14 protein-coding genes are annotated in these 24,033 nt (G+C 48.8%); 10 read left to right on the top strand and 4 right to left on the bottom strand.

The genetic code is table 11. The features are described 5' to 3' along the window. The 4 genes from FVR03_RS19570 to FVR03_RS19585 form a co-directional block, all read right to left on the bottom strand. A partial coding sequence (locus tag FVR03_RS19570) for a glycosyltransferase (protein ID WP_147923465.1) occupies positions 1 to 819 on the bottom strand: 819 nt, incomplete at its 3' end. Positions 820 to 1,040: 221 nt separating this feature from the next. Continuing rightward, on the bottom strand, positions 1,041 to 2,294 hold the full coding sequence (locus FVR03_RS19575; RefSeq protein WP_147923466.1) for a glycosyltransferase: 1,254 nt from the start codon (positions 2,292 to 2,294) through the stop codon (positions 1,041 to 1,043). A gap of 134 nt (positions 2,295 to 2,428) precedes the next feature. Continuing rightward, positions 2,429 to 2,626: a hypothetical protein gene (locus FVR03_RS19580; RefSeq protein WP_147923467.1), complete on the bottom strand. Its 198-nt coding sequence runs from the start codon at positions 2,624 to 2,626 to the stop codon at positions 2,429 to 2,431. A 69-nt stretch (positions 2,627 to 2,695) separates the two neighbouring features. Beyond that, positions 2,696 to 3,349 (bottom strand): glycosyltransferase family 2 protein, encoded by a 654-nt coding sequence (locus FVR03_RS19585; RefSeq protein ID WP_147923468.1) that lies wholly within the window; start codon positions 3,347 to 3,349, stop codon positions 2,696 to 2,698. Between the two features lie 472 nt (positions 3,350 to 3,821). Between FVR03_RS19585 and FVR03_RS19590 the strand changes: the two genes are divergently transcribed. From FVR03_RS19590 to FVR03_RS19635, 10 genes are all read left to right on the top strand, one after another. Then, positions 3,822 to 7,823 carry a LamG-like jellyroll fold domain-containing protein gene (locus tag FVR03_RS19590; RefSeq protein ID WP_147923469.1) on the top strand — a complete coding sequence of 1,334 codons (4,002 nt, stop codon included), beginning with the start codon at positions 3,822 to 3,824 and terminating at the stop codon, positions 7,821 to 7,823. Between the two features lie 677 nt (positions 7,824 to 8,500). Continuing rightward, entirely contained in the window at positions 8,501 to 9,589 is a 1,089-nt protein-coding gene (locus tag FVR03_RS19595; RefSeq protein ID WP_187270229.1) for a glycoside hydrolase family protein, read from the top strand. A gap of 158 nt (positions 9,590 to 9,747) precedes the next feature. Further along, entirely contained in the window at positions 9,748 to 11,946 is a 2,199-nt protein-coding gene (locus FVR03_RS19600; protein ID WP_222707274.1) for a hypothetical protein, read from the top strand. 97 nt (positions 11,947 to 12,043) lie between these two features. Next, positions 12,044 to 13,243 (top strand): glycoside hydrolase family 88/105 protein, encoded by a 1,200-nt coding sequence (locus FVR03_RS19605; protein ID WP_147923470.1) that lies wholly within the window; start codon positions 12,044 to 12,046, stop codon positions 13,241 to 13,243. A 761-nt stretch (positions 13,244 to 14,004) separates the two neighbouring features. Then, positions 14,005 to 17,415, top strand: a complete 3,411-nt coding sequence (locus FVR03_RS25125; RefSeq protein ID WP_147923471.1) for a rhamnogalacturonan lyase family protein — start codon at positions 14,005 to 14,007, stop codon at positions 17,413 to 17,415. Between the two features lie 268 nt (positions 17,416 to 17,683). Next, positions 17,684 to 17,920 carry a DUF433 domain-containing protein gene (locus FVR03_RS19615; RefSeq protein WP_147923472.1) on the top strand — a complete coding sequence of 79 codons (237 nt, stop codon included), beginning with the start codon at positions 17,684 to 17,686 and terminating at the stop codon, positions 17,918 to 17,920. 474 nt (positions 17,921 to 18,394) lie between these two features. Further along, positions 18,395 to 19,471 carry a calcium:cation antiporter gene (locus FVR03_RS19620; protein WP_147923473.1) on the top strand — a complete coding sequence of 359 codons (1,077 nt, stop codon included), beginning with the start codon at positions 18,395 to 18,397 and terminating at the stop codon, positions 19,469 to 19,471. A 366-nt stretch (positions 19,472 to 19,837) separates the two neighbouring features. Then, positions 19,838 to 20,170, top strand: a complete 333-nt coding sequence (locus FVR03_RS19625; RefSeq protein ID WP_147923474.1) for a DUF1801 domain-containing protein — start codon at positions 19,838 to 19,840, stop codon at positions 20,168 to 20,170. A gap of 150 nt (positions 20,171 to 20,320) precedes the next feature. After that, entirely contained in the window at positions 20,321 to 22,798 is a 2,478-nt protein-coding gene (locus FVR03_RS19630; RefSeq protein ID WP_147923475.1) for a glycoside hydrolase family 31 protein, read from the top strand. A 113-nt stretch (positions 22,799 to 22,911) separates the two neighbouring features. Continuing rightward, on the top strand, positions 22,912 to 24,033 hold a 1,122-nt coding region (locus tag FVR03_RS19635; RefSeq protein ID WP_147923476.1), incomplete at its 3' end, for a glycoside hydrolase family 88/105 protein.

Consider the following 24,033-nt stretch of genomic DNA (forward strand, 5'->3'; position numbering starts at 1 on the left):
CAGCGTTTTAAAAGCAGGCAGGTGGGAGCCGTCTCCTCCAATTCTGAACCTGACTTGCTGCTGCGTTTTAGTTACTTCTTTAATTGCATACACCAGCTGGTCTGTTCCCTTTTGAGGAGAGATAAAAGAAAGCGAAAAAAATGTGAAGAGATGGTTCTGTCGTTTGCTGTGTTCAGCTGGTCTGAATTTATGCTCGTCGAGGAAATTAGGAATCATGGTGATGTTATTTATTCCCTGCCTGCGCATGGCTTGCACCTGAAACGGGCTAACTGCGATATTTAGAGCCGACTCCTGGTAAGGCTGTTTGTAGTAAGCCAAAAGCTGGTTATTTTTATCCCGTGTATAAATACTCGGGAACGGGCCCATGCGCTCGGTGAGGCAATAGGGAATCTTTAGCTTTCTGGCTATTTCCATGGCGATGATGCCAGCCGGGTAACCTACATGTGCGTGAATAACATCTACTGGGCCAGCATCAGCTTCAAAAGCTTTCAGGTTGTAGATATTGGCCTCTACAATGGCCTTTATATTGCCGTTTCTGAACCTTCTTGTCCAGGAGAAAGCGGGTTTATGGTAAGTTGTTAAGTTGGGCAGCAGTTTGTTGGTGTAGGGCCTGGTGTCGGCAAACAATACTTTCTTTATATTTTTGACATGATCTTTTGCCAGGAGCAGGTATTTGTGTTCGGTATTACCAAACACACTCATGCCAACTTTTACAGCAGGGTACGCTCTGCAAAAAGCTTCTGTCTGCTCTTTTATCATGATACCGCTCACAGGGTAGTCTTTCGTCGGAAACCAAGATGGAATGATGAATAGCCGCATTTGCTTTAATTGTTTTTTAGAAGGTGAGACCTTCAGGTTATAAATTACTGGGTACTGCCTCCTCTGTGTAACCGGTTTAAATTATTCTAATGAAACTGGCCTTCCGAAGGTATTTCGTCAGAATCTGGTCAAGGGTAGAAATATGGTTTTAGGTGAGCGTAGAAGGAGAGCAACTGCTGTTGCTGCCCTTGCCAGGAGGCTTTGAGCTGTTGCACCGGCTCCTACAGATTAAGCAGGCGACCATATAACTGCATCAGTTTCCGGTGCTGTACCTGGCTATCGAAATGCTCCACTACAAAGTTTCTCCCGACCATTCCCATTTGCTGCCTTAACTCTGGTTGCCTGAGCAGTAGCCGGAGTTTTTCTGCCAGACCATTTACGTCCTTCTGCGGCACTACAAAACCACTTAAACCAGGCAGCAGGCCTTCTGGTGTGCCGCCTGCATTGCTTACTATTACCGGCAGTTCCATGCTTTGCGCTTCCTGTACTACCAGGCCTTGTGTTTCTACTTCACCATCAGGGGCTTCTATGCTACTGAGCAGAAAAACATCCGCTTTGTTATAGGCGGCAAGCACTTGCTCCTGGGTAACCGCACCGTGCAGGAAAATTGTTTCGGTCATTTTCAGGTCCTGTATCAGCTTTTCGAGCGCCGGCCTTTGTGCTCCTTCTCCCAGAATATAATAGTTTAGGTTTTTGAATTCCTGATGCACTGCATGCACCGCCCGAATACTATATTCCAAGCCTTTGAACGGAACAAGCCGGGCTACTGTCAGAATAATTGGTTTACCATTTGGCCACTCATTGTGTTGTTTTCTGGTAAACTTCTGAGTGTCGAGGCCTACAGGCAGTATCTCTATTTTGGCAGCAGGAATACCCAGGTTAATGGCGGTTTGTTTGGTAAATTGTGAGCTCACGGTAAATATAGAACAGGCCTGGCTTAAATCGCGGTAAAGGCCTTTTCTGGAGTAGTGTGTAGGCCAGCTAAGGAAATCTTTCTCGTTTACATCGAAGCCATGGAAAGAAGTAAGCATTTTCCCCTTCAGCAAGCCTATTTCTCTAAAATTTAAGGCTTTTATGCCGTTAGGCCCAAACTGGCAATGTACTATATCGAACACCTGTTGCTGCAGGTAAGGAATGGTGTCGTAAAAAAACTGCAGGTTAGCGGCATACTTTCCATAACGGCTAATATTGAGGGTGCGGAGCAGATAAACGCCATGCTGTATATGTACGATAAACAGCCAAAGAGCCTTCAGCAGCCGCAGGAATGTGTTTTTGGGTATTGTAGGGCGCTCGTGGGTGAGCGATAGCAGGTTATATTCTTCGAGTAAGGCATGCTTTGGGTAATCTTTAAACCTGCCAAGCGAGAAGATCGTAACGTGGTGGCCCTCGTCCAGAAGCCCTTTCAACTGATTAAGCAGGTACGTTTCTGATTGGTAGGGAAAATGACTGACGCAATAGGCAATTCTTAATTTCATACTCTTTTTTATTTTTCAAAAGCCTGCAGATTTCGGTTGGTAAGCAATTATTCAAATGAATATGACCTCCAGATGGATTTTTGCCTACTAACGGTCAAGGGTAGGTTTTGCACCAAACTGTAATCTGGCGAACGTTATGCCGGCGGCAGACCTCTTACCGCTATTTTAAAGTATAGTTTTGCCATCAGGTTACCCTGTTCATACCGTGATGTAACATATTGAACTGCTTTGAGCAGAAAGTATACTCTGGTATAAATTAAACCTTTTGTCATGTACATGAACCGGTACTCATTATGAAGTATGGTGTAGTTAGGAGTTGCTTTCTGACTCATTTTACGGCTGCCCCCTGCGTGGTGCAGAATATGAGGAACTGGCGAGAACAGGATTTTATACCCGTGCTGCTACAAAAAATAACACCATTGCTTGTCTTCTTCATACATAAAGAAATCTTCGTGCAGCTTTGCACCCGGAAACTCTGTCAGCAGCTCACGCCTCATCATTAAAAAGGTGGCCCAGGACCAGTCGGCATATATTTCTTTTTGGTATGAAAAATAGCCGCCTAATAATATCTCACCACGCTTTTCTGGAGACAGTAAATGGAAAAGCCGTAGTATTTCTATTAAGAGTAAGCTTATAGCAGGAAATCGCTGGATGTTGTGTTGCACCTGCCCATTTTGGTAAAAAAGCTTGCCTGCCACACATGCGGCTTCCGGAGCTTGCTTTAGCCGGTCAAAAGCAAGTTTAATGGCATTGTTCAGAAGTTCGGTGTCGCTGTTGAGTAGCAGAAAGCTTGTGCCAGTGGCAAACTGCAGGCCCAGGTTGTTGCCTTTTGCAAAGCCCAGATTCGTTTTACTCTCTACTAAAATTATTTCCGGAAATTCTTCTTTAAACCGGCAGGGATAGCATTCAGTCGATCCGTTGTCTACTACTATAACCTCAAACCTAACATTGGCAGTGTGCTTATAAACAGACCGGAGGCAGGCTGAAGTTAAATCGAATGTGTTGAAATTGAGGATAATGACAGAAACATCCATCTGGTAAAAATAAAAATACATGGGTATCGGGGTACAAGATGCAAGACTTTTCTGATTTAATCCGAAACTAAGTAGGTAAAACCTGCACAACGCTCCTTTGGGGTGTAATTGATTTCTGTTATGTACCAAAACAAAATTAGTTATACAATAGCAGTGGGTTGTTTTTTGCGCAAAGGGTTGATGTTTAAAATACAAAATTACAAAAGTCTTGTGTTCTGTTACTTGTGTAGCATTAAGTCAATTCTGTAGAGTCCTTGTTGTGTTATATCTTATCTAAAAGCACGTTTCCTGGAGTAGGATAATTTCTCAGGCCCTGGCAGGACACAGCAGGATGTTTTGCGAATGCCAACCGATTATATTCGTTTCAACAAATTTAACAAACGTAAGTTAGTATTTTCTGCGTGCGCATGTCCACCATAGCAGCCACTGCTATGCTCTTATCCTTTTTCCCTGTTCAGGGCCTTCCTATAGTTTCACTAAAACCAGTTCATCTATGAAAACAATTTACTTGAATTTACGACGTATACTCGTACTTTCTGCAGTGCTGTTCTTTATCCTGATTAACCAGGCGGCGGCACAGACACCAACACCCGCATTTCCGGGAGCCGATGGGTTCGGGCGGTTTGCACCAGGTGCCAGAGGTGCGGCTACTCAAGAGGTTTATGTGGTTACCAACCTAAACGACAGTGGCCCCGGCTCTTTCCGCGATGCTGTTAGCCAACCGGGGCGTATTGTCGTGTTTGCAGTAGGTGGTATTATCCGGCTGAGCTCGCCTGTTGTTGTTGCTGCCAATACCACCATTGCCGGCCAGACTGCCCCAGGCGATGGCGTGGTGTTGTATGGCCGCCGCGTTACTTTTTCGGGAGCCGATAACACCATTGCCCGTTACTTAAGAATCAGATTAGGTAACAATGCAGGAGCGGGGCGTAACGAAGATGCCTCTGGCATTGCCAACGGAGCCAATATGATCTTTGACCACATGTCCTTCTCCTGGGGGGTAGATGAGGTTTTCTCCATTAACTGGGATGGCAAAGGGAATGAGCCAACGAACATCACGGTTCAGAACTCGATTATCGGGCAAGGGCTGCACCGCCACAACCACTCGGCAGGCGGCCTGATGGAAACTCCGAACGGCAAGATCAGTCTGCTGAAAAACCTGTATGTGAGCAACAAAACCCGCAACCCCAAAGTGAAAGGCGTGAATGAGTTTGTAAACAACATTGTGTACAACTACGGCAACGCGAACAACCCGATGGGGCATACCGTCAGTGGCGATGGTTATATAATGGGTGGTTCCGGTGCCGTGTCGGAGGTGAATATAATAAACAACTACTTTGTAGGCGGCCCCCTTACCCCTGAAAGCGCAAGTACCCCTTTCTCGAGAGGTACCGGCACGTTTAACTTATATGGGGCCGGAAATTATTTCGACAACAATAAAAACGGTGTATTGGATGGGGCGTTGGTGCCTTACAACGAAACCGGCTACCCGGGCATAGCAGAAGAGTCTTTTAAAACGCAACCTTACGCGTACCCCATGGCTGCACCAACCCTTTCAGCCCTCGAAGCTTATGACTGGGTGATGGACCATGTAGGCGCTACCTATCCTTACCGCGACGAAGTTGATGCCCTGATGGTAGATGAAGTGGCATCGCGCGGCACAAAAGGACTTTATGTGTACCTGGAAAGCGACCTGCCACTTACAAACGGTGGCTTAGGAGAAGTTTTTGGCGCACCTGCTCCACTTGATACAGATGGTGACGGCATGCCCGATGCCTGGGAAGATGCCCATGGCCTGGACAAAAACAACAAGCAGGATGCAGTGGCTTTCAGTAGCGAGCAACCCGGCTACCTGAACATAGAAGTATATATAAATTCCCTGGTCGACTCGCCTGCACCTGAATTCCTGAAACATCCTACGGAGGTAACGCTTACGGCTACGTCTGTAGAAGAACCAGCTTCAAGCACGGTAGTCATCAACTGGAAAGATAATTCCGATAACGAGGCTAACTTTGTGCTGGAGCGCTCTACCGATGGCAGCAACTTTACTGCTGTAGCTGAGCCGGCTGCCAACGCCACTACATATACCGATACCGATGGCTTGTTGCCAAACGCAACCTACCATTATCGGCTTAAAGCAGTTAACGAGGAAGAGGCTTCGGCTTATAGTGTAGTGGCCGTTGTACAAACGCCTCCTATTCCTGCGGCTCCGAGTCTGCCCACATCACCTTCTCCTGCCAATAATTACCAGTATGCCAGCCTCAACAATGGCGGCCTAGCCTTAACATGGGCAGGAAGCGACAATACTACGACTTACGAGGTGTATACTGGCACTTCCGCAGAAAGCCTCTCTAAAAAAGGCGATATGGCTTACTCGGTCTCTCCCTCTTTTAACCTGACTGACCTGACTGAAAATACCACCTACTTCTGGCGGATAGATGCCACTAACGACAAAGGAACTACTGTGGGCACCGTCTGGTCTTTCCGCACCGTCAGGTCTATTCCTGAAGGTATGGTGGGGCACTGGGCTTTTGACGAACCGGCAGAAGAAAACGACCAGATACTGGATTCATCGCCATACGAAAACCATGGGGTGCTGGGGCTCGACGGAGAGGACCAGAGCATTCGGGTAGCCGGTAAAGTAGACATGGCCCTCGACTTTGCAACCGCCGCCACCGATATGTACGCAGTAAGTGTGCCTAACCAGGACCAGCTGTTCCTGGATCAAAGCTCGTTCTCGCTTTCGTTCTGGATGAAGGCCAGCGCTGCCATGTTGCCCCAGGACAATAACACCAGTGCCTACCTCTTGGCGAAGGGTTCCTTCACTAAAAATGAGGCCACTGGTGCCACTGGCAAACGCTTCAACATAGAATTTAAAAACAAACAGTTCCGCTTTGCCATAGACGACGACAACGATGCAAACGGTGGCGGTAAAGATGAACTACAGACAGACGGAACCCCTTTCTTCACAGATGAGTGGGTGCATGTGGTGGCCATTCGGGATGTGGCTACCAACAAGCTACTGCTGTACCGCAATGGCGATTTTGTAGGAGAGGTGCCCATTACAAAAGCACTTTCAGGCATAGGAGAGGAGAGTGCCCTGATACTCGGCAACATTGGCGAACTGGAGTTTGAATCAGCTACTGCCACGCCTGCTCCTTACAAAGGCATGCTCGACGAACTGAAGATTTTTAACTATGCGCTCTCGCCTTTGCAGATAAGGGAGCAGTACCACACCAGCCCGCTCCCGCTTCAGACCTTGTCGCCTACTCCTGCCCACGACAGCCGGATAGCCGAAGCCAACAGCACCACGCTGGCATGGCAGGGAGGCCTGAACACCACGGGTTACAAAGTATATTTCGGAACAGATAACACAGACCTGCCCTTGGTTGCTGATGTGCCTGTGGCAACTGCCACCTACCAGGTAAACGACTTAACCGCTAACACTACTTACCATTGGCGTGTAGATGCAGTAGGTGAAGCCGGTGCGACTACCGGAGAAGTCTGGTCTTTTACAACAGCTGCCTTCAATACTGGTCTGGTTGGCCACTGGAAACTGGATGAGACAGGCGGCACTGCGGCTGCCGATGCCAGCGGTAACGGGGCCACCGGTACCCTCACCGGCATGAGCGATGCCACCTGGACGAGCGGCAAACACGGAGGTGCCCTGCAGTTCGGGAATCCGGCCAGCACAGGTGGCATTATAGTGCCAGATGCCGAGCAGTTCCGCTTCGACCAGAATGCTTTCACCATTTCTATGTGGGTTAAGATTCCGGCCAACACCTACCTGTATTCGGCCACCGATGGCAAAGACACCTACCTGATACATAAAGGAACCTTTGAGGCCGGCACCGGCAAATGGTATGGCATACAGGTAAGAGACGGCAAACTGACTTTCGCGATAGACGATGGCAATACCAAAACCAATATCGATGTGAACGTGGCCGGTGCGCCTTACAATTTCTTTAACGACGAATGGCGGCATGTGGTAGCTGTAAGAGACACAGAGGCAAAGCAGATAAAGCTCTACATCGATAACACACTTGCGGGCTCAAAGGCTTACACTACCCTAGGCATCGGCAAAGCAGATCCGCTCCTGATTGGGAACTCTGCCGAGAACAAACCTTATCGCGATGTAATGGATGATGTGCGGCTATACAACTATGCCCTGACAGAGGCCGAAATCGGGGCCTTGTTCAGCCCTGTACTAAGCGCCGGAAACGAAAAAGCAGTTCAGGGTAACAAACTCATTATGTATCCGAACCCGGTTTCTGGCAGCGCTAAAGTCGAATTCAGGTTGGCAAAGAAAAGTGATTTTGCACTTGAAGTATTCGACTTGAGAGGAGCGCTGGTGAAGCGCATCAGTTCCGGAAAATCAGAAGCAAACCAAACGGTATCGCAGGAGCTGAATGCCAGTAATTTCGCCCCGGGCATATACCTGGTAAAACTGGTAACAAAGCATGAGGTGGTAGCCAGAAAAATAGTAGTGCAAAAATAACAACAGTATTCGCTGATGCCGGTAAGTTGCGGCAATCTAGCTTAAATAGAAAAGCCCCGGGAAATTTTTCTGGGGCTTTTCTATTTAACATACCAGGCGGTTAAACAGATTTATGTACTGGTATGAAGGTGAAAAAAGCGAGCCGAACCCTTGGCGAAATTCAGACAGAATTCCTTTGGAAGGAGGTTTTTATTAGAATAATTTAAAGACATATTTCTCCCGCAAGTTTTCAACTCAAGCTGACCATTTGTTATAAATTAAAATGTATACAAGGTATCGGCATCGATAATTCGGGAGAACACTTTGCTTCTATAACTTAAAATCAAAATTAACTGCCTTCATGCCTGAACACGGGAGTTGAAAGGTCGCCACGACGAAAGAAATCAAGCTAAAAGCCCGCGGGAGAAATAATTGCCTGATTATTCAAATGAAAATGACCTTCCAAAGAGTTTTGGAAAGATTTTAGCCAAGGGTCTGCCTCATATTTTTGGAATAACCCACGCTGTGCTGCTGTAACAAGTGCTTTCTGCATGGCAGCGCACAGTTTCAGCCTTAAACCCTTTGCGGTACCGGATACAGCAGGATACTCATATTGCTAACAATCAGTAGTTTTATAACTGGCGGAAATCAGGTTGTTTTGCCCTGTTTTCTGGCCTTCGAGAAGCATCCCTATTACTATGGACAGACGAAAATTTCTAGGTATCGCAGCTGCGTCGCCCTTTTTATTATCTTGTTCCGGCCTGGCCATGCAACAGTCTGCTGTGGGTGGTCAAAAAGACAAAGCTTCCGATTTCAGCAAAAGGCTGAAGCCGATAGGGCGTGTGCTCGAAATGGAAGGCTACTATGTGTGGGGCACCAGCCCCATAATCGGGCCGGATGGTAAAACGCACGTCTTTTTCTCGAGGTGGGCAGCAGAAAAAAAAATGGGCGGCTGGATTAACAGCTCCGAAATAGCCCATGCCGTGGCCGACACACCAGAATCGCCGTTTGAGTTTGTGTCGGTGGTACTGGCTCCGAGAGGAGAGGGCTTCTGGGATGGCACCACCTGCCACAACCCGCACATTAAGTTCGTAGATGGCAAATACTGCCTCTTCTACATGGGCAACTCCAACCGCAAAACAGACACCAAGCGCGTGGGCCTGGCCATTGCCGACTCGCCCTACGGCCCCTGGCAGCGACCCGATAAACCACTCGTAGAAGCCGGTACTGAAGGAGCCTGGGACGACCACTGCTCCTCTAACCCCAGCTTTGTGAAACACCCCGACGGCAGGTATTCCCTGTACTACAAATCGTGGAACACCCACGAGTACGAAAACTACACCGACCCCAAAATAAGAGGTAACCGTAAATACGGCCTCGCCATAGCCGACAACCTGCAGGGCCCTTACACCAAATACAAAGGCAACCCGGTAATAGATTATTCCGGTCGGGGCAACAACATACAGGCAGAAGATGGCTATGTATGGCACGAGAACGGCAAGTTTAAAATGGTGATGCGCGATATGGGTATCTTTAACCACCAGTACGGCCTCTACCTGGAGTCTCCTGATGGTATAAAATGGAGCGAGCCCAGCATTGCCTACTACAACACCGATTACTATTTTTCGCAGCCACCTGCTCCCGGACATTTATCGAAATACGGCCGCTTCGAAAGGCCGCAGCTACTGCTGCAAAACAACAAGCCCACGCACCTGTTTCTGGCCTCGCAAGGTGGAAAATACATGACTTCGAGCGCATTTGTATTCCGGATAGAACCAGGCGTTTAATGTGCTGATTTTTTACTTTGAAGATGTGGAAATGTGAAGATGGAGAAAGATGGATTTTAAAACGATAATCCTGTAAATTCTCTAATCCTGTAAATCCTGATTCTGATAAAAAAGTTTAACATCTAAACTAAATAATTCGAAAAGCGATACTCATACATATGAACAAACCTATATTAAAAAATGCTGCTGTCAGCACTGTAAAGTTTGCGTTGGTTTCTGCAATAACCTTGCTCTTTGGCTGTAACGTTTCCGACAGCACCAGTGGTACAGAGCCTGGTACAATAGATCGGCAGGCGCTGGTAAGCCGCCATAACGTAACCCTTACACAACCCGATACACTGGCATCGTTGTCGGTCGGCAATGGCGATTTTGCCTTTACCGTAGATGTGTCGGGGCTGCAGAGCTTTTACCAGGATTACGACAATGGCGTGTCGCTGGGTACACAGTCGCAGTGGGGCTGGCATTCGGTGCCAAATGAGCAGAACTTTACCATTGAGGATGTAGCCCGTTACGACACAGCTGCAGATGGCAGGGTAATTCCGTTTCCGGTGCAGCACAAAGGCACCGGCCGCAAGGTAGATGCCATGAACTACCTGCGCACCAATCCGCACCGGTTGCACCTGGGTATTGTGGGCCTGGTACTGCTAAAAGAAAACGGAGAGCAGGCTGCTATTCACGAACTCCGGAACATCAACCAGAAACTCGACCTCTGGACCGGTAAAATAGAAAGCAAATACGAGATAGAAGGCGTGCCGGTAACCGTAGAGCTGTTTGGGCATCAGGAGAAAGACGAGATCTCGGCGCGTGTTACCTCACCGCTTATTGCAAAACAGCGCCTCAAGGTATTCTTTAAATTCCCGTACGGAGCCGATTGCCACGTATGCCCCGGCCATAACTGGAAAGACCAGGACAAGCACACCACCACCCTGGCCATGTCGGAGTCCGGAGCCAACCAGGTGCAACTAAAGCGGCAACTAGACACCGCCGTGTACTACACCAACGTGCGCTGGGACAAGCAAGGCAACTTCACCGAAAAGGAAAGACACCATTTTGAATTGATTCCTGCCAGCAACAACGAGAGCTTGGAGTTCAGTGTGCTTTTCAGCCAGAACCAGACAAAAGACATCCCGGATTATAAGGCGGCACAGGCCAGCAGCGAAAAAGAGTGGAAGCGGTTCTGGACCGAAGGCGGTGCCATAGACTTTGCCGGATCCACTGACCCTCGGGCGCATGAACTGGAACGCCGGGTAATCCTGTCGCAGTACCTCACCAAACTGCAATGCACCGGCGACTTGCCACCACAGGAAACCGGCCTCACCTTTAACAGCTGGTACGGCAAACCGCACCTCGAAATGCATTGGTGGCATGGCGTGCACTTTGCCCTCTGGGACCGCCTGCCTCTGCTCGAGAAGAGCCTGCCCTGGTACACCAAGGTACTGCCGAAAGCCCGCAAAACAGCGCAGTGGCAAGGCTATGAGGGCGTGAGGTGGCAGAAAATGACGGACCCTTACGGTGCCGAAAGCCCCTCGAGCGTGGGCCCGTACCTGATCTGGCAGCAGCCGCACATTATCTATTTCTCTGAACTGGTGTACCGGCAGAACCCCACAAAAGAAACACTCGATAAATACAAAGAGCTCGTTTTCGAAACTGCTAAATTCATGGCCTCTTTCCCGACTTACAGCCAGAAAGACCAGAAATACCATTTAGCCGCTCCTATTATTCCTGCCCAGGAACTATTTCCGGCAAAAGAAACCAACGACCCTCCGTTTGAGCTGGCTTACTGGCATTATGGGCTGTCGGTGGCGCAGGAGTGGCGTAAGCGGCTAGGCATGCCCGAAGATAAAAAGTGGCAGGACATTATAGACAAGCTGGCTCCCTTAGCTATAAAAGACGGCCTCTACCTGCCAAGCGCCACACACCCGCAAGCCTACACCGATGATTTCTACCGCCGCGACCACCCGGTAGTAGTAGGAGCTTACGGGTACCTGCCACTCAGTGCGAAGATCGATACGGCCATTATGATGAACACCTACAAAGAAATTGAGCAGAAGTGGCAGTGGGAAACCACCTGGGGCTGGGATTACCCGATGATGGCCATGAGTGCCGCCAGGCTGGGCGCTCCTGAAAAAGCCATCGATGCCCTGTTCATGGACACCCAGAAAAACACCTACCTTCCAAACGGCCATAACTTCCAGGACGACCGACTACGCATTTACCTGCCTGGCAACGGTGGTCTGCTAACAGCAGTAGCCATGATGGCGGCCGGCTGGGACGGTGCCCCCGACAAAGCGAACCCGGGTTTCCCGGACGACGGAACCTGGAAAGTAAGGTGGGAAGGGCTGCATAAAATGCCGTAAAGCTTTGCTTAATTAGAAATTAGAAATTCAAAATTAAAAATTATGATGGCGCGAGTGAGGACGCTCACGCTACGGGTTTGTGTAGAACAGATTAAACATGCCAAACAAAAACAATATACTACTGCTTTTCCTGCTTCTTTTCACGGCAGGGCTCGTCAAGGCACAGCAGCCGGCAACAGGTAAAATACCAACGAACCTGAAGTGGTCGGAGCGGATGGCGCTGTCTATCATCAAAAACAACCCGGAGCCCTGGATGATTGAGTTTTCGAAGCAGCCGGTTTGGAGTTATCCGCAGGGGCTGGTGTTGCACGGGTTTGAGAAAATATGGCGGCAGGACCAGAAAAAGCACCAGCATTACTTCGACTATATAAAAGCCTACGCCGATAAACTGATCGATGAAAAAGGAAACATCAGCACCTACGATGCCACCAACTTCAACATCGACATGATGAACTCCGGCAAAATTCTTTTTAATCTCTACGAAGTAACCAAAGACGAGAAATACAGAACAGCCATCGAAACGCTGCGCCACCAGCTGAAGTGGCAGCCCCGCACCACCGATGGCGGCTACTGGCACAAGCTGCGCTACCCCTGGCAGCTCTGGCTCGATGGTGCCTACATGGGTTCCCCTTTTCTGGCGCAGTACGGCAAAACCTTCGGCGACGAAACCGCTTTCGATGATGTGGCTAACCAGCTGCTGCTGATGGAAAAACACCTCCGCGACTCCAACACCGGCCTGCTGTACCACGGCTGGGATGAAAGCAAACTACAACCCTGGGCCGATCCGCAAACAGGACGCTCGCCCAACTTCTGGGGCCGTGCTATGGGCTGGTATGCTATGGCGATTGTAGATGTACTGGACTTTCTGCCACAGGACCACCCGAAACGCAAAGATGTTATCAGCATTTTGCAGCGCCTCGCACCAGTCCTGCAAAAGTACCAGGATGCTAAAACCGGCCTATGGTACCAGGTGGTAGACCAGGGGAACCGCGAAGGCAATTACCTCGAAGCCTCTGCCTCCAGCATGTTTGTGTATGCGCTGGCAAAAGGAGCTAATCAAGGGTATATCGACAAGAGCTTTCGGCAGGCAGCCGAGAAAGGCTTTAAAGGCCTAACCGAGCACCTCGTAAAAGTGCAGCCGGGTGGCGAAGTGAACCTGACGCAGGTATGTGCTGTGGCTGGCCTGGGAGCAGGCCGCGATGGCTCCTATGGGTACTACGTAAACGAGAAAATCCGCACCGACGACCCCAAAGGCACCGGCCCCTTTGTGCTGGCAAGCCTGGAGCTAAATAAATAGAGCGATAGCAAAACAGGATGTTAGGCTAATTGCATTTAACTAAATCATACAAGGTTGACCCTTGGCAATATCCGGATGCAAAGCCATCTGGAGGCTATTTTCATTCAAATAATTCAATCTCTGATCTTTTGCATGGAGAGACCAGCGATTGAATTATTTGAATGAAAATGGCCTTCCAAAGAAATTTGGGTCCTGAAATGCCAAGGGTAACCAAAGGTTTTGAGCGTTTTTCAGCAAGCTCAGGTAGCTAAAGCGGGTTTAGGTTAACAGTAGCTTTTTTATGATGCTATAACAAATGTTAGTTTGTTTTAATGCCTTCAAATATTTCATTGTGAATTGACTATGTAGATTAAAGTGAAAAAGTAAAAAGTGGGCTCTGTTGAACTAACAAAGAAATTGTTTTCCCAGCCTTAGTACTTACCTGTTGCTGGCTCAGTAGCTATAAAAACCAGTTCGCGGGTGAAGCGCCTGTAAGGTATACCGGACCTGCGAGCGTCTTGCTACGAAGCAAAAGGATGTCCGTGAACAAGGCCCGCTTATATAGGGAGCCCCCGCAGCCATGAGAACTTGCAAGGTGCAACAGTTAAGAATAAGGGCACCGGATGAAACGGTTGCTAAAAGTGCTAGAATCAGCTCCATTATTCTATGATACCCTTGAGCCTAAAAGCCTCGGAATAGCTTTGGAAGGCCATTTTCATTCAGATAATTCAGATTACCATTTCTATATATCCTACCAACAAACTTTAAAACCATTGAAAAGCATGAGAAAACTTAACTCAGAAAATTTACCCGAAGCAGGTAACAGGCCAAACATCCTGTTCAGGGTCTTTGCTTCCGTTTTACTGGTCTCGCTGCTGCTACTAACGCAGGCAGGCTATGCCCAGAAACGCTACATGGAAAACCTGAATCGTGGTGTAGTGGCTGTAAGAACAGATCAGGAGAGTGTGTTTGTGAGTTGGCGCATGTTAGGCACCGACCCGGGCAATGTAGCCTTTAACGTGTATCGGGGTGAGACCAAATTGAACGCGGAGCCACTTACCACGTCTACAAACTTTGTAGATAAAACCACCGAAAACGGCACCTACCATGTACGGGCTGTTAAAAAAGGAGAGGAGCAGGCTCCCTCTGAGGCGGTAACTGCCTGGGCTGGCGAGTACATGAACGTGCCGCTGCAGCGCCCCGAAGGCGGCACCGTAAACGGCAGCAGCTATACCTATTCCCCCAACGATATATCGGTAGGGGATCTCGATGGCGACGGCGAATACGAGCTTATTGTAAAGTGGGAGCCCTCTAATTCTAAAGACAATTCGCAGAGCGGCCACACGGGCAAAGTCTTTCTGGATGCCTACAAAATGAACGGTACGCACCTGTGGCGCATCGACCTGGGCTGGAACATTCGTGCAGGGGCGCACTACACGCAGTTCCTGGTATACGATTTCGATAGCGACGGCAAGGCAGAAGTTGTCTGCAAAACCGCTGATGGCACTATTGATGGCCAAGGCACTGTAATCGGAAATGCTGCGGCAGATCATCGCAACTCGAATGGCTATATACTGGCCGGTCCCGAATTCCTGACAGTTTTTAACGGCGAAACAGGAGCCGCCATGGCCACAACAGACTATTTGCCGGGCAGAGGCAGCGTGTCGGCGTGGGGCGACAACTATGGCAACCGCGTAGACCGCTTTCTGGCCGGTGTTGGCTATTTCGATGGCGAGAAACCAAGCATCCTGATGACACGCGGCTACTACACCCGCACCGTACTTGTGGCCTGGGACTGGCGTGGTGGTGAACTGACCCAGCGCTGGACCTTCGACAGCAACACTCCCGGCAACAGCGCCTATGCCGGGCAAGGCAACCACAGCCTCAGCATTGCCGATGTAGACGGCGACGGAAAAGATGAAGTAATTTTTGGTGCCATGACAATTGACGACGATGGCACTGGCTTATACTCTACCGGCCACGGCCACGGTGATGCCGCCCACGTATCTGACCTGGACCCTGACCGACCTGGCCTGGAAGTGTACTCCATCCATGAAACTCCGGCAACGCCTGGTGCCTCTATGTGGGATGCCCGCACCGGCGAAATTCTCTGGAAAACAGCCAACGCCGATGTAGGCAGAGGCGTGGCAGCCGATATATCGGCGGAGCACAGAGGCGCAGAAGCCTGGGGCTTTGGAGGTATTCGCAACGCAAAAGGAGAAGTGATTTCCACCAGCAATCCGCCTTCGAACAACTTTGCTATCTGGTGGGATGGTGATTTGCTCCGCGAATTGTTGAACAATAACCGAATTGACAAGTATGGCGTGGGCCAGCTGCTAACAGCCACAGGAGCAGCCTCCAACAACGGCACCAAAGCAACTCCTAACCTGCAGGCCGACCTCTTTGGCGATTGGCGCGAGGAGTTTATTTTGCGCGACGAGAGTAACACCAGCCTGCGCATTTACACCACAACTATTCCGACCCAACATCGCCTTTACACCCACATGCACAACCCGCAGTACCGGGTAGCCATTGCCTGGCAAAACGTAGGCTACAACCAGCCACCACATGTTAGCTACTTTCTGGGTGATGGCATGAACCTGCCGCCACAGCCGGAAATACGCCTGGCAGGCACTACCGAGGTGCCCGAAAACACCAACAGTCTGCTGCCTCCTTCGCACCTGCGAGCCACAGAGGTTGCTTTCGAGTCTATTAACCTGTCGTGGCAGGATAATGCCGAGAACGAGACGAACATGCTGCTCTACCGATCACTCGACGAAGAAACTTTTACGCTCCTGGCTACCTTGCCTGCCAACACCACTACTTACCTAGATGAGGAGCTCACGCCCGACACCCGGTATTATTACCGCCTGCAGGCCACTACCGCCGACGAAAGCTCTGCTTTTAGCATACCGGTGGCTTTCAGGACCAGGGCAGTGCCTACGCCTCCGGCTGCACCATCTGCACCGTCTCCGGCTAACGGCGCCACCTACGCCGAAACCGACAGACTGAACCTGCGCTGGACCGGAAGCGATAACACCGACACCTATAAAATCTATTTCGGTACAACTGCTGATAACCTGGAGCACCTGGGCGATGTAACAGCTACTGCTTCCGAAATAATAACGGTAACCAGCAACACCACCTACTACTGGCGCATAGATGCCGTAAACGAAGTGACAACCACTGCCGGACCTGTATGGTCTTTTACAACGCAGGAACTGAACCAGACCGGCATTCGGGGCGACTGGCGATTTGATGCCACCAGTGGCACCGTGGTAACCGACGAAAGTGAGTATGCCAACCACGGCGAAGTGAAGAACATAACAAATCCTGCCTGGGTAGCGGGCCGACTGGGCAATGCCATTGATCTGGCTACTGCCGAAATGACCAGCCATGTGGAGGTGCCGCATCAGCAGCATTTGTTCTTCGATACCAACTCTTTTACAGTTTCGCTTTGGATGAAAGCTCCTACACAACCAGCAAATTCGTACCTGTTCCATAAAGGCACCTTTGCCCGCGACGAAGGCACCGGAGCTACCGGCAAATGGTTTGGCCTGGAAGTGAAAGACAACCTGATACGCTTTGCCGTTGACGACGATATTACGAAAACTGAAGTAGGCACCAACAACGCTACTTTTTTTACCAATGAGTGGGTGCACGTGGTATCGGTACGTGATGTGGAGGCTAAAAAGCTACGCTTATACCGCAATGGGGTGCTGGCACATGAGGTTAACGACAATACCAACACCGGCATCGGCCAAACCGAACCGCTTATTATCGCGAACACCCGCAACCTGGACACTCCTTTTAAAGGCATGCTCGATGAGTTCAAGATCTTTAACTACAGTTTATCGGAGGCCGAGATTATGGCGCTTTATAACAACACCGTAACAAGCACAGCCACAGAGGCAGCCAATGCGCACATGCTCCAGTTGTACCCGAACCCGGCCACCGATAATCTTAACCTGGCCTTTACCCTGGATAAGCAGGACGAGGTGACCATTACGGTATATGACCAGCTGCACGGTCGCAAAGTACAGCAACTGGTAAATGCCACCGTGGCAGCCGGAAGCTACAGCCTGCAACTCAACGCCAGCGACCCACGCTTTAGCAAGCTGGCAGCCGGTGTATACCTAGTGGTGCTGCAAACCCCAACCCACCGCGTAGTAAAGCGCCTGGTAAAACAGTAAGCTTTTTGGTATAACAGGAGAGGCAGGTCACGTTTGGTGGCCTGCCTTTTTTTGTTTTGATAAAGAGTTTTTGCGTGGCGAGTAAGTTATAATATTTTATATATTAATTAATTTATATATAAAATATTTGCTAGTTCAATTGCGTTTATATGTAGAGTTCGCCAAGAAAGCGTATGTTTATTGCTGGTACACTCATGTAAGGGGAAAACATGATTATGAAAATGAACAGTTTTTCAGCTATTTTTGATAATTATAAGTAAAAGTGACTATGCAAGAAGAACTCATAAGCAGAATAACAATAGACCCGGATATTTGCCATGGGAAACCTACTATTCGTGGTTTGCGGTATTCAGTAGACAATATGCTTGAACTTTTAGCTTCTGGTATGACTATAGAAGAGCTTCTTGAAGATTATCCTGATTTAGAGAAAGACGATTTTCTTGCCTGCCTTCAGTATGCGGCAAAGTTAACCCAAGTAAAAAGTATCTATAAAATAGCTTCATGAAGTTTATTGTTGATGCACAATTGCCTAAAGTTATTTCTGACTTCATCAAATCCAAAGGCATAGATTCCTTCATACCCTTCAATTGCCAGATAAGAATAGAACGCAAAATGGATTTATTACTCAGTTAGCTACAGACGAGCAGTGAATAGTCGTTACAAAAGACTAGGATTTTCTGGAATCTTATATACTAAGTAAAGAACCACCTAAGCTATTGCTTGTAAAAACCGGCAATATCAGAAATAGCGGGCTAATCAGTCTCATTGACAAACACAAAGAACTGATCGTTTAACTCTTCTCCACGCACTTATTAATTGAAGTAACAAAAGCAGAAATAGTGATTCACGCATAACATGTCTGCTCCCTAACCAAATGCAGCCTTAACCCTCGCTTTGTGTTCAGGCTGCACCATTATGTGCTGTCCTGTGCAAGCACGATTGGAAAAATATTAACTTACGATTATTCATAAATTAGAAAATGAGACTATTACTTCAGTGGACGATTATCATTCCGGCACTAGCCTGGATTCTTTTTTTTACAGGCCTTGTTTATGACAGCAGCGTCCTACAAATTGTTGCAAGCGTGCTGCTTATACTTAGTGTTATGTCAGCAGTACATCATTCTGAGATAATCGCACAGAGGGTAGGAGAACCTTTTGGAACCATTATCCTGGCTATATCGATAACTGTTATTGAAGTTTCAATTATTGTATCCCTTATGATGTCTGAAGGCTCGGAAGCTGCTTCATTGGCCAGAGACACGGTATACGCTGCAACAATGCTTATTCTTAATGGCATCATCGGGCTGTGCCTTTTAATCGGAGGTCTGAAACATTACGAACAGAACTTTTCCGCATCTTCTGTAACCATTGCCCTGGTTTCGCTGGTTTCTATTATAGTATTTACATTGGTGTTCCCTACCTTCACCGAAAGTGTCCTGGGATCTTATTACTCCATACCTCAACTTGTTTTTGCTTCTATTGCCTGCATTATTATTTATTCTTCCTTTTTATTTGCACAAACCAGGAGATACCGGCAATATTTTCTCACGATTGGAGCCGATGAAAATGAAGAAGCAGCTGAACCCATAGTCATCAATAACAGGTTATTCTTTCTAAGTCTTGTTTTTCTTATTGTAAGCCTAGGCATTGTTGTATTATTGGCGAAAACACTTTCTCCTACCATCGAAAGCATAATTATCAACTATAACCTGCCAAAAACATTAGTAGGAGTTGTAATTGCGGCAATAATTTTATTGCCTGAAGCAATTGCTGCAATCATAGCCGCCAGAAGAAACAGACTTCAAACAAGTATAAATTTGTCTTTGGGTTCTGCTTTGGCAAGTATTGGGTTAACCATTCCTGCTGTTGCGGTAGTTTGTATCATGCTGGATATGCCTATTATTTTGGGACTGGACATTAAATCGATTGTTCTTTTAGGCTTATCAGTGTTTATCGTAATGTTATCGTTAAGCAGCGGGAAGTCCAATATTGTTTATGGAGTGGTGCTTCTGGTTAATTTGTTCGCTTTTATATTCCTGATGATATACCCTTGAAGGGAAAAACAGCACATAACTTTGTGTGCGATGAGGACAAGAATGAGCTGTCCAAGTTCAGGTATGATATCAAATTAACGGACACAGAAATTAAGTACATGCAAGCAAATAAGGTCTGAATACCCTTGGAGCTTTTCCGGTGTTTTTTCTTCTGAAGGCCATTTTCATCTGAATAATTGCTCTTCCACTTAACACAACTTACTTGCATGCACTTCGTGCTGCCTAAAGATTAAAATGTACGTTTGTGTGCAGCAGCTGCATGAAATACTGCCGGAGGGACATTTTCTAATGACCATACGCTATGGCTTCTCTTGCTGAAACTATTTCTGATTTTCTGAAAAATACTTCAAACAAAACCAACTACCCATGAACCCTCAGGTAACAGACTACATCAATAATGCCCCAGCTGAGCAGAAACAGATCATGGAAGCCCTTCGTCAGTTGATTCACGAAAGCGTGGCCGATGTAAAAGAAGAGTTTAAATGGAGCAGGCCCGTGTTCAGGGCGGGCAAAGACTTTACTTATTTCAAAACAGCAAAAGCATACCTGACCTTAGGATTTTTCGATTTTGTAAAGCTCAACGATAAGCAGAACAAACTGCAAGGCACAGGAAAAGATATGCGGCACATCAAGCTCAAAAAAATAAGCGACATAGATCGTGAGGAACTGCAGGAGTGGTTTAAAACCGTAGCGGTGTAGCAGCTTTTTGCTTTCTTAACTCCCTCTCCACAGGATAGGGCAGGATGCAAGGAATGGGTAGTTTAGTTATTTTCGGAGAAACAAACATTTGTGCGGAAACAGCAGTTGGGCTGAATCTAGTGCTCTTAAGAATCAAAGGCTCCTGAAAGAATGACAATACGACACTACCCATTTATCTTCCTGCTTTTTCTTTTGTCTTTGCCGCTTTTCAGCCAGGCGCAGCAAACAGAAGCAGGCAAAATCACCTCAAAATTAAATCAGCAGCAAAACACCTTCACCTTCTCCACCGGCAAAGCTAACGTCATGCTGGAGTTCTGCACCGCCGACATGATCAGGGTGCGCACCACCTGGAACGGAGAGTTCGAGAACGAAGAATCTTATATGCTGACGGGTACTAACTGGGGTCCGGTAAAAGTAGATGTAAAGAAGAAATCGAAATATTTTGAACTGAGCACCGACAAGCTGCTGGTACGCCTGAACAAAGCACCGTACGCCATCGAAATATTTAACAAGCAAGGCGATTTGCTCTCATCGGAAGTAGTGGCGGAGGCAGGCGGAGGTGCTTACACAGAAGGCAAAGTAGTAGGTACTCGCAAAAAACTAATGCCCGATGAGCACTTTTTCGGCTTTGGCGAGCGCATGGATTTTACAGACCAGCTCGGCAAAGAAGTAAACCTGAACGTGGGCCGTGGTACTAAAAGGCCGCATATTATCGGTGCCTACAACATAATGGAAGCTAACTACGCGCCGGTGCCGTTTTTTATGAGCACGCGCGGCTACGGCATTTTCCTGCACAACCCTTATGCCACCCGCTGGGATATGGGCAACTCCCGCTCCGACTCCTATGCTTTTGAGGCTGCCAATGGCGAACTCGACTACTACTTCATCTATGGCCCTGACTTCCCGGCCATTCTGAACCACTATACCAACCTTACCGGCAAAGCACCGCTGTTGCCACGTTTTGCGCATGGCCTGCACGTGGGCACCTACAGCGGCGGCACCTGGGGGCATACCGAGCATTCGTCTACCGACTATGTGGTGGAGCTGGCACGCAAATACAGAGCCTTGGGCATACCCATCGATATTCTTCACCTCGACTCTACCTGGCGCATGTTCGGCAAGAGCGGAGGCAATGGAGCCACCTCCTACGAGTGGCGCGAAACCATGAAGAACCCGAAAGGCATGTTCGATCAGCTCTACGCCATGAACCTGAACATGGTGGGGCTGCACATTCGTAGCCGCTTCGACAATGGCACCGAACTGAACCTGCTCGACCAGGCCCGTGAACAGGGAATTGTGTACCCCGATGAAAACAAGCCGGGCGAGTTCGTGAACTTCTTCGATGAGAAAGCCATAGACTGGTGGTGGGAGAATGCTGTGATGCGCATCGCCTCTATAGGAGCCAAATTCGTGAAAACCGATGAGGGAAGCGCCTTTGGCAGAGTGCCCAACGACGATGTAAAGGTAGGCCCGGTCGGCGAACGGGCGCAGCGGCTGCATAACATTTTTCCGCTGGTGTACGCCAAGGCCCCGTACGAGCGCTTCAGCAAGCATAACAACATGCGTGGCATGAACCACACCCGCGAAGGCTATGCCGGTATTCAGCGCTACCCTTTTATCTGGGCAGGCGATTGGCCGAGCGAATGGCAGTACTTTGGCCCCGTAATTAAAGCAGGCATCAACATGGGCCTCTCCGGCGTGAGCTACTGGACCCATAACATGGGCGGTTTTGAGCACAAAGCCGATCCGGAGCTCTACATACGGTGGGTGCAGTTCGGCATGTTTAGCCCGGTGGCGCACGTGTTCGGCATGGATCATCCCGGCTACAAAGAACCCTGGAACTATGGCGACGAAGCCCTGGCCAACTTCACCAAATACGACAAACTGCGCTACCGCCTGATCCCGTACATCTACAGCAGCGCCTTTAAAACCTACCAGACCGGTGTGCCAATGATGCGGGCATTGGTGATGGAGCATCAGCAGGACGTAAATACCTATGCCGTTGAAGACCAGTACATGTTCGGCGATAACATGCTCATTTGCCCTGTTACCACCAAAGAAGCCAAGACCCGTGTGGTGTACCTGCCGGAAGGGGAGTGGGTAGAGTACTGGACCGGCAACAGGTTCTCAGGCAAAAAGCATTACAACATTGTAACACCACTCGACCAGTTGCCGATTTTCGTAAAAGCCGGTTCCATTATCCCGATGCAGGAAGAGGTGCAGTTTGACGACCGTAACCCCTGGGGCGACATCACGCTGGATATTTATCCGGGAGCAGCAGCCTCTTTCGATCTTTTTGAGGACGATGGCCTGAGCGAGGCATACAAGCAGGGCAACTACAGCATCACCACCGTTAGCGCCAGCACGTCCGGCAACAGCACCGCTATAAAAGTAGGAGCTGCTACAGGCAACTACCAGGTTCCAACCAGAAGCTACATGCTGAAAATACACCAGGACAAAGCTCCAGCAAATTTACAAGCCGGATCAAAAAAGCTGGCAACGACCACTGCCGCCCAATTTGCCGAGGCAGGAGCCGAAGGCTGGTACTACGACCAGGAGGCAAAGCTGCTGTGGGTAAAGTCTAAAAAAGCTGCCAATGAGGAGCTGGCGGTTACGTTTTCGCACTGATACCCTTGACTGCTTTAAGGCTAAAATGCTTCTGGAGGCCATTTTCATTAGAAAAATTTGATGTGCAGCCAGATGCAGTGACCATATACAAAAACTAAAAATCATTCATCCATATGAAAAACTTACCATTTATGCCGGCTTCCATAAAGGTTTTGTGCGCGGCTGCTTTGCTGGCAGTTATGTGCGGCTTTCCGGTGCAGGCACAGCAGGCGCAGAACAATACTGCCGAAGACGAAAAAGTGATCCGGAAAGTGGCCGACTATATTCTTTCCGAAGCCAGCTTTCAGTTTGTGGGCGAAAAGGATGATAAAGTGTACGCTACTACTGCCGCCATACCCAAAGATGTGGAAGTGAAGTTCAGCAGCAAGTACGGTGAGTGGCACTATACCAATGGCGTAGTGAACATGGCCATGATGAACATGACTAATTTTACAGGCGATAAAAAATACGCTGACTTTGCAGCAAAACATGTGGCTTTCGGGTTCGACAACTACAAGTTTTTCCAGAAGCGTTTCAAGAACGATCGCCGCCACCACCAGTACCCCTTCGGCCAACTCTGGACGATGGAAGAACTCGACGATTGCGGTGCCATGGGAGCCAGCATTATTGAGGTGTACGGCAACGTAAAACGCAAAGACTACAAAGAGTACATCGACAACACCGCACGCCACATTACAGAGCGGCAGGAGCGGCTGGAGGACAAAACGCTGGTGCGCAAGTTTCCGCAGCAGATGACGCTGTGGGCCGATGACCTCTACATGAGCGTACCGTTTCTGGCGCGTATGGGCAACCTGACCGGCGACCGCAAGTACTTCGACGATGCCGTGAACCAGATCCTGAGCTTCGATAAGTACCTCTGGCTCGAAGACAAAGGCCTCTACTACCACTGCTACTACTCCGACTCCAGGAAAAACGGCGTGGCGCACTGGGGCCGCAGCAATGGCTGGCTGGTGCTGGCACAGGTGCACCTGCTCAAATATCTGCCAAAAGACCATCCTAAACGCCAGGATGTTATTAACAACCTCGAAAAGCAACTGATCGGCCTCTCGCGCTACCAGGACCAGAACGGCCTCTGGCACCAGCTCCTCGACAAGCACGATTCTTATGCCGAAACTTCTGCCTCCGCCATGTTTGTGCAAGGCGTTGCCGCCGCCATTAATAACGGCTGGCTCGATAAACGTTTTGCTACCATTGCCATTACAGGTTGGGAAGGTCTGAAGAAAGAGATGATCGAG

Origin of the sequence: Pontibacter qinzhouensis (genome assembly GCF_008017455.1) — a bacterium.
Classification (GTDB): Bacteria; Bacteroidota; Bacteroidia; order Cytophagales; family Hymenobacteraceae; genus Pontibacter; species Pontibacter qinzhouensis.

What these genes read in the sequence shown, in the direction of transcription:
- FVR03_RS19575 (WP_147923466.1), bottom strand. Translation starts at nt 2,294, where the DNA reads ATGAAATTAAGAATTGCCTATTGCGTCAGTCATTTTCCCTACCAATCA.
- FVR03_RS19620 (WP_147923473.1), top strand. Translation starts at nt 18,395, where the DNA reads ATGAGACTATTACTTCAGTGGACGATTATCATTCCGGCACTAGCCTGG.
- FVR03_RS19615 (WP_147923472.1), top strand. Translation starts at nt 17,684, where the DNA reads ATGCAAGAAGAACTCATAAGCAGAATAACAATAGACCCGGATATTTGC.
- FVR03_RS25125 (WP_147923471.1), top strand. Translation starts at nt 14,005, where the DNA reads ATGAGAAAACTTAACTCAGAAAATTTACCCGAAGCAGGTAACAGGCCA.
- FVR03_RS19625 (WP_147923474.1), top strand. Translation starts at nt 19,838, where the DNA reads ATGAACCCTCAGGTAACAGACTACATCAATAATGCCCCAGCTGAGCAG.
- FVR03_RS19590 (WP_147923469.1), top strand. Translation starts at nt 3,822, where the DNA reads ATGAAAACAATTTACTTGAATTTACGACGTATACTCGTACTTTCTGCA.
- FVR03_RS19585 (WP_147923468.1), bottom strand. Translation starts at nt 3,349, where the DNA reads ATGTATTTTTATTTTTACCAGATGGATGTTTCTGTCATTATCCTCAAT.
- FVR03_RS19595 (WP_187270229.1), top strand. Translation starts at nt 8,501, where the DNA reads ATGGACAGACGAAAATTTCTAGGTATCGCAGCTGCGTCGCCCTTTTTA.
- FVR03_RS19580 (WP_147923467.1), bottom strand. Translation starts at nt 2,626, where the DNA reads ATGAGTCAGAAAGCAACTCCTAACTACACCATACTTCATAATGAGTAC.
- FVR03_RS19600 (WP_222707274.1), top strand. Translation starts at nt 9,748, where the DNA reads ATGAACAAACCTATATTAAAAAATGCTGCTGTCAGCACTGTAAAGTTT.
- FVR03_RS19630 (WP_147923475.1), top strand. Translation starts at nt 20,321, where the DNA reads ATGACAATACGACACTACCCATTTATCTTCCTGCTTTTTCTTTTGTCT.
- FVR03_RS19605 (WP_147923470.1), top strand. Translation starts at nt 12,044, where the DNA reads ATGCCAAACAAAAACAATATACTACTGCTTTTCCTGCTTCTTTTCACG.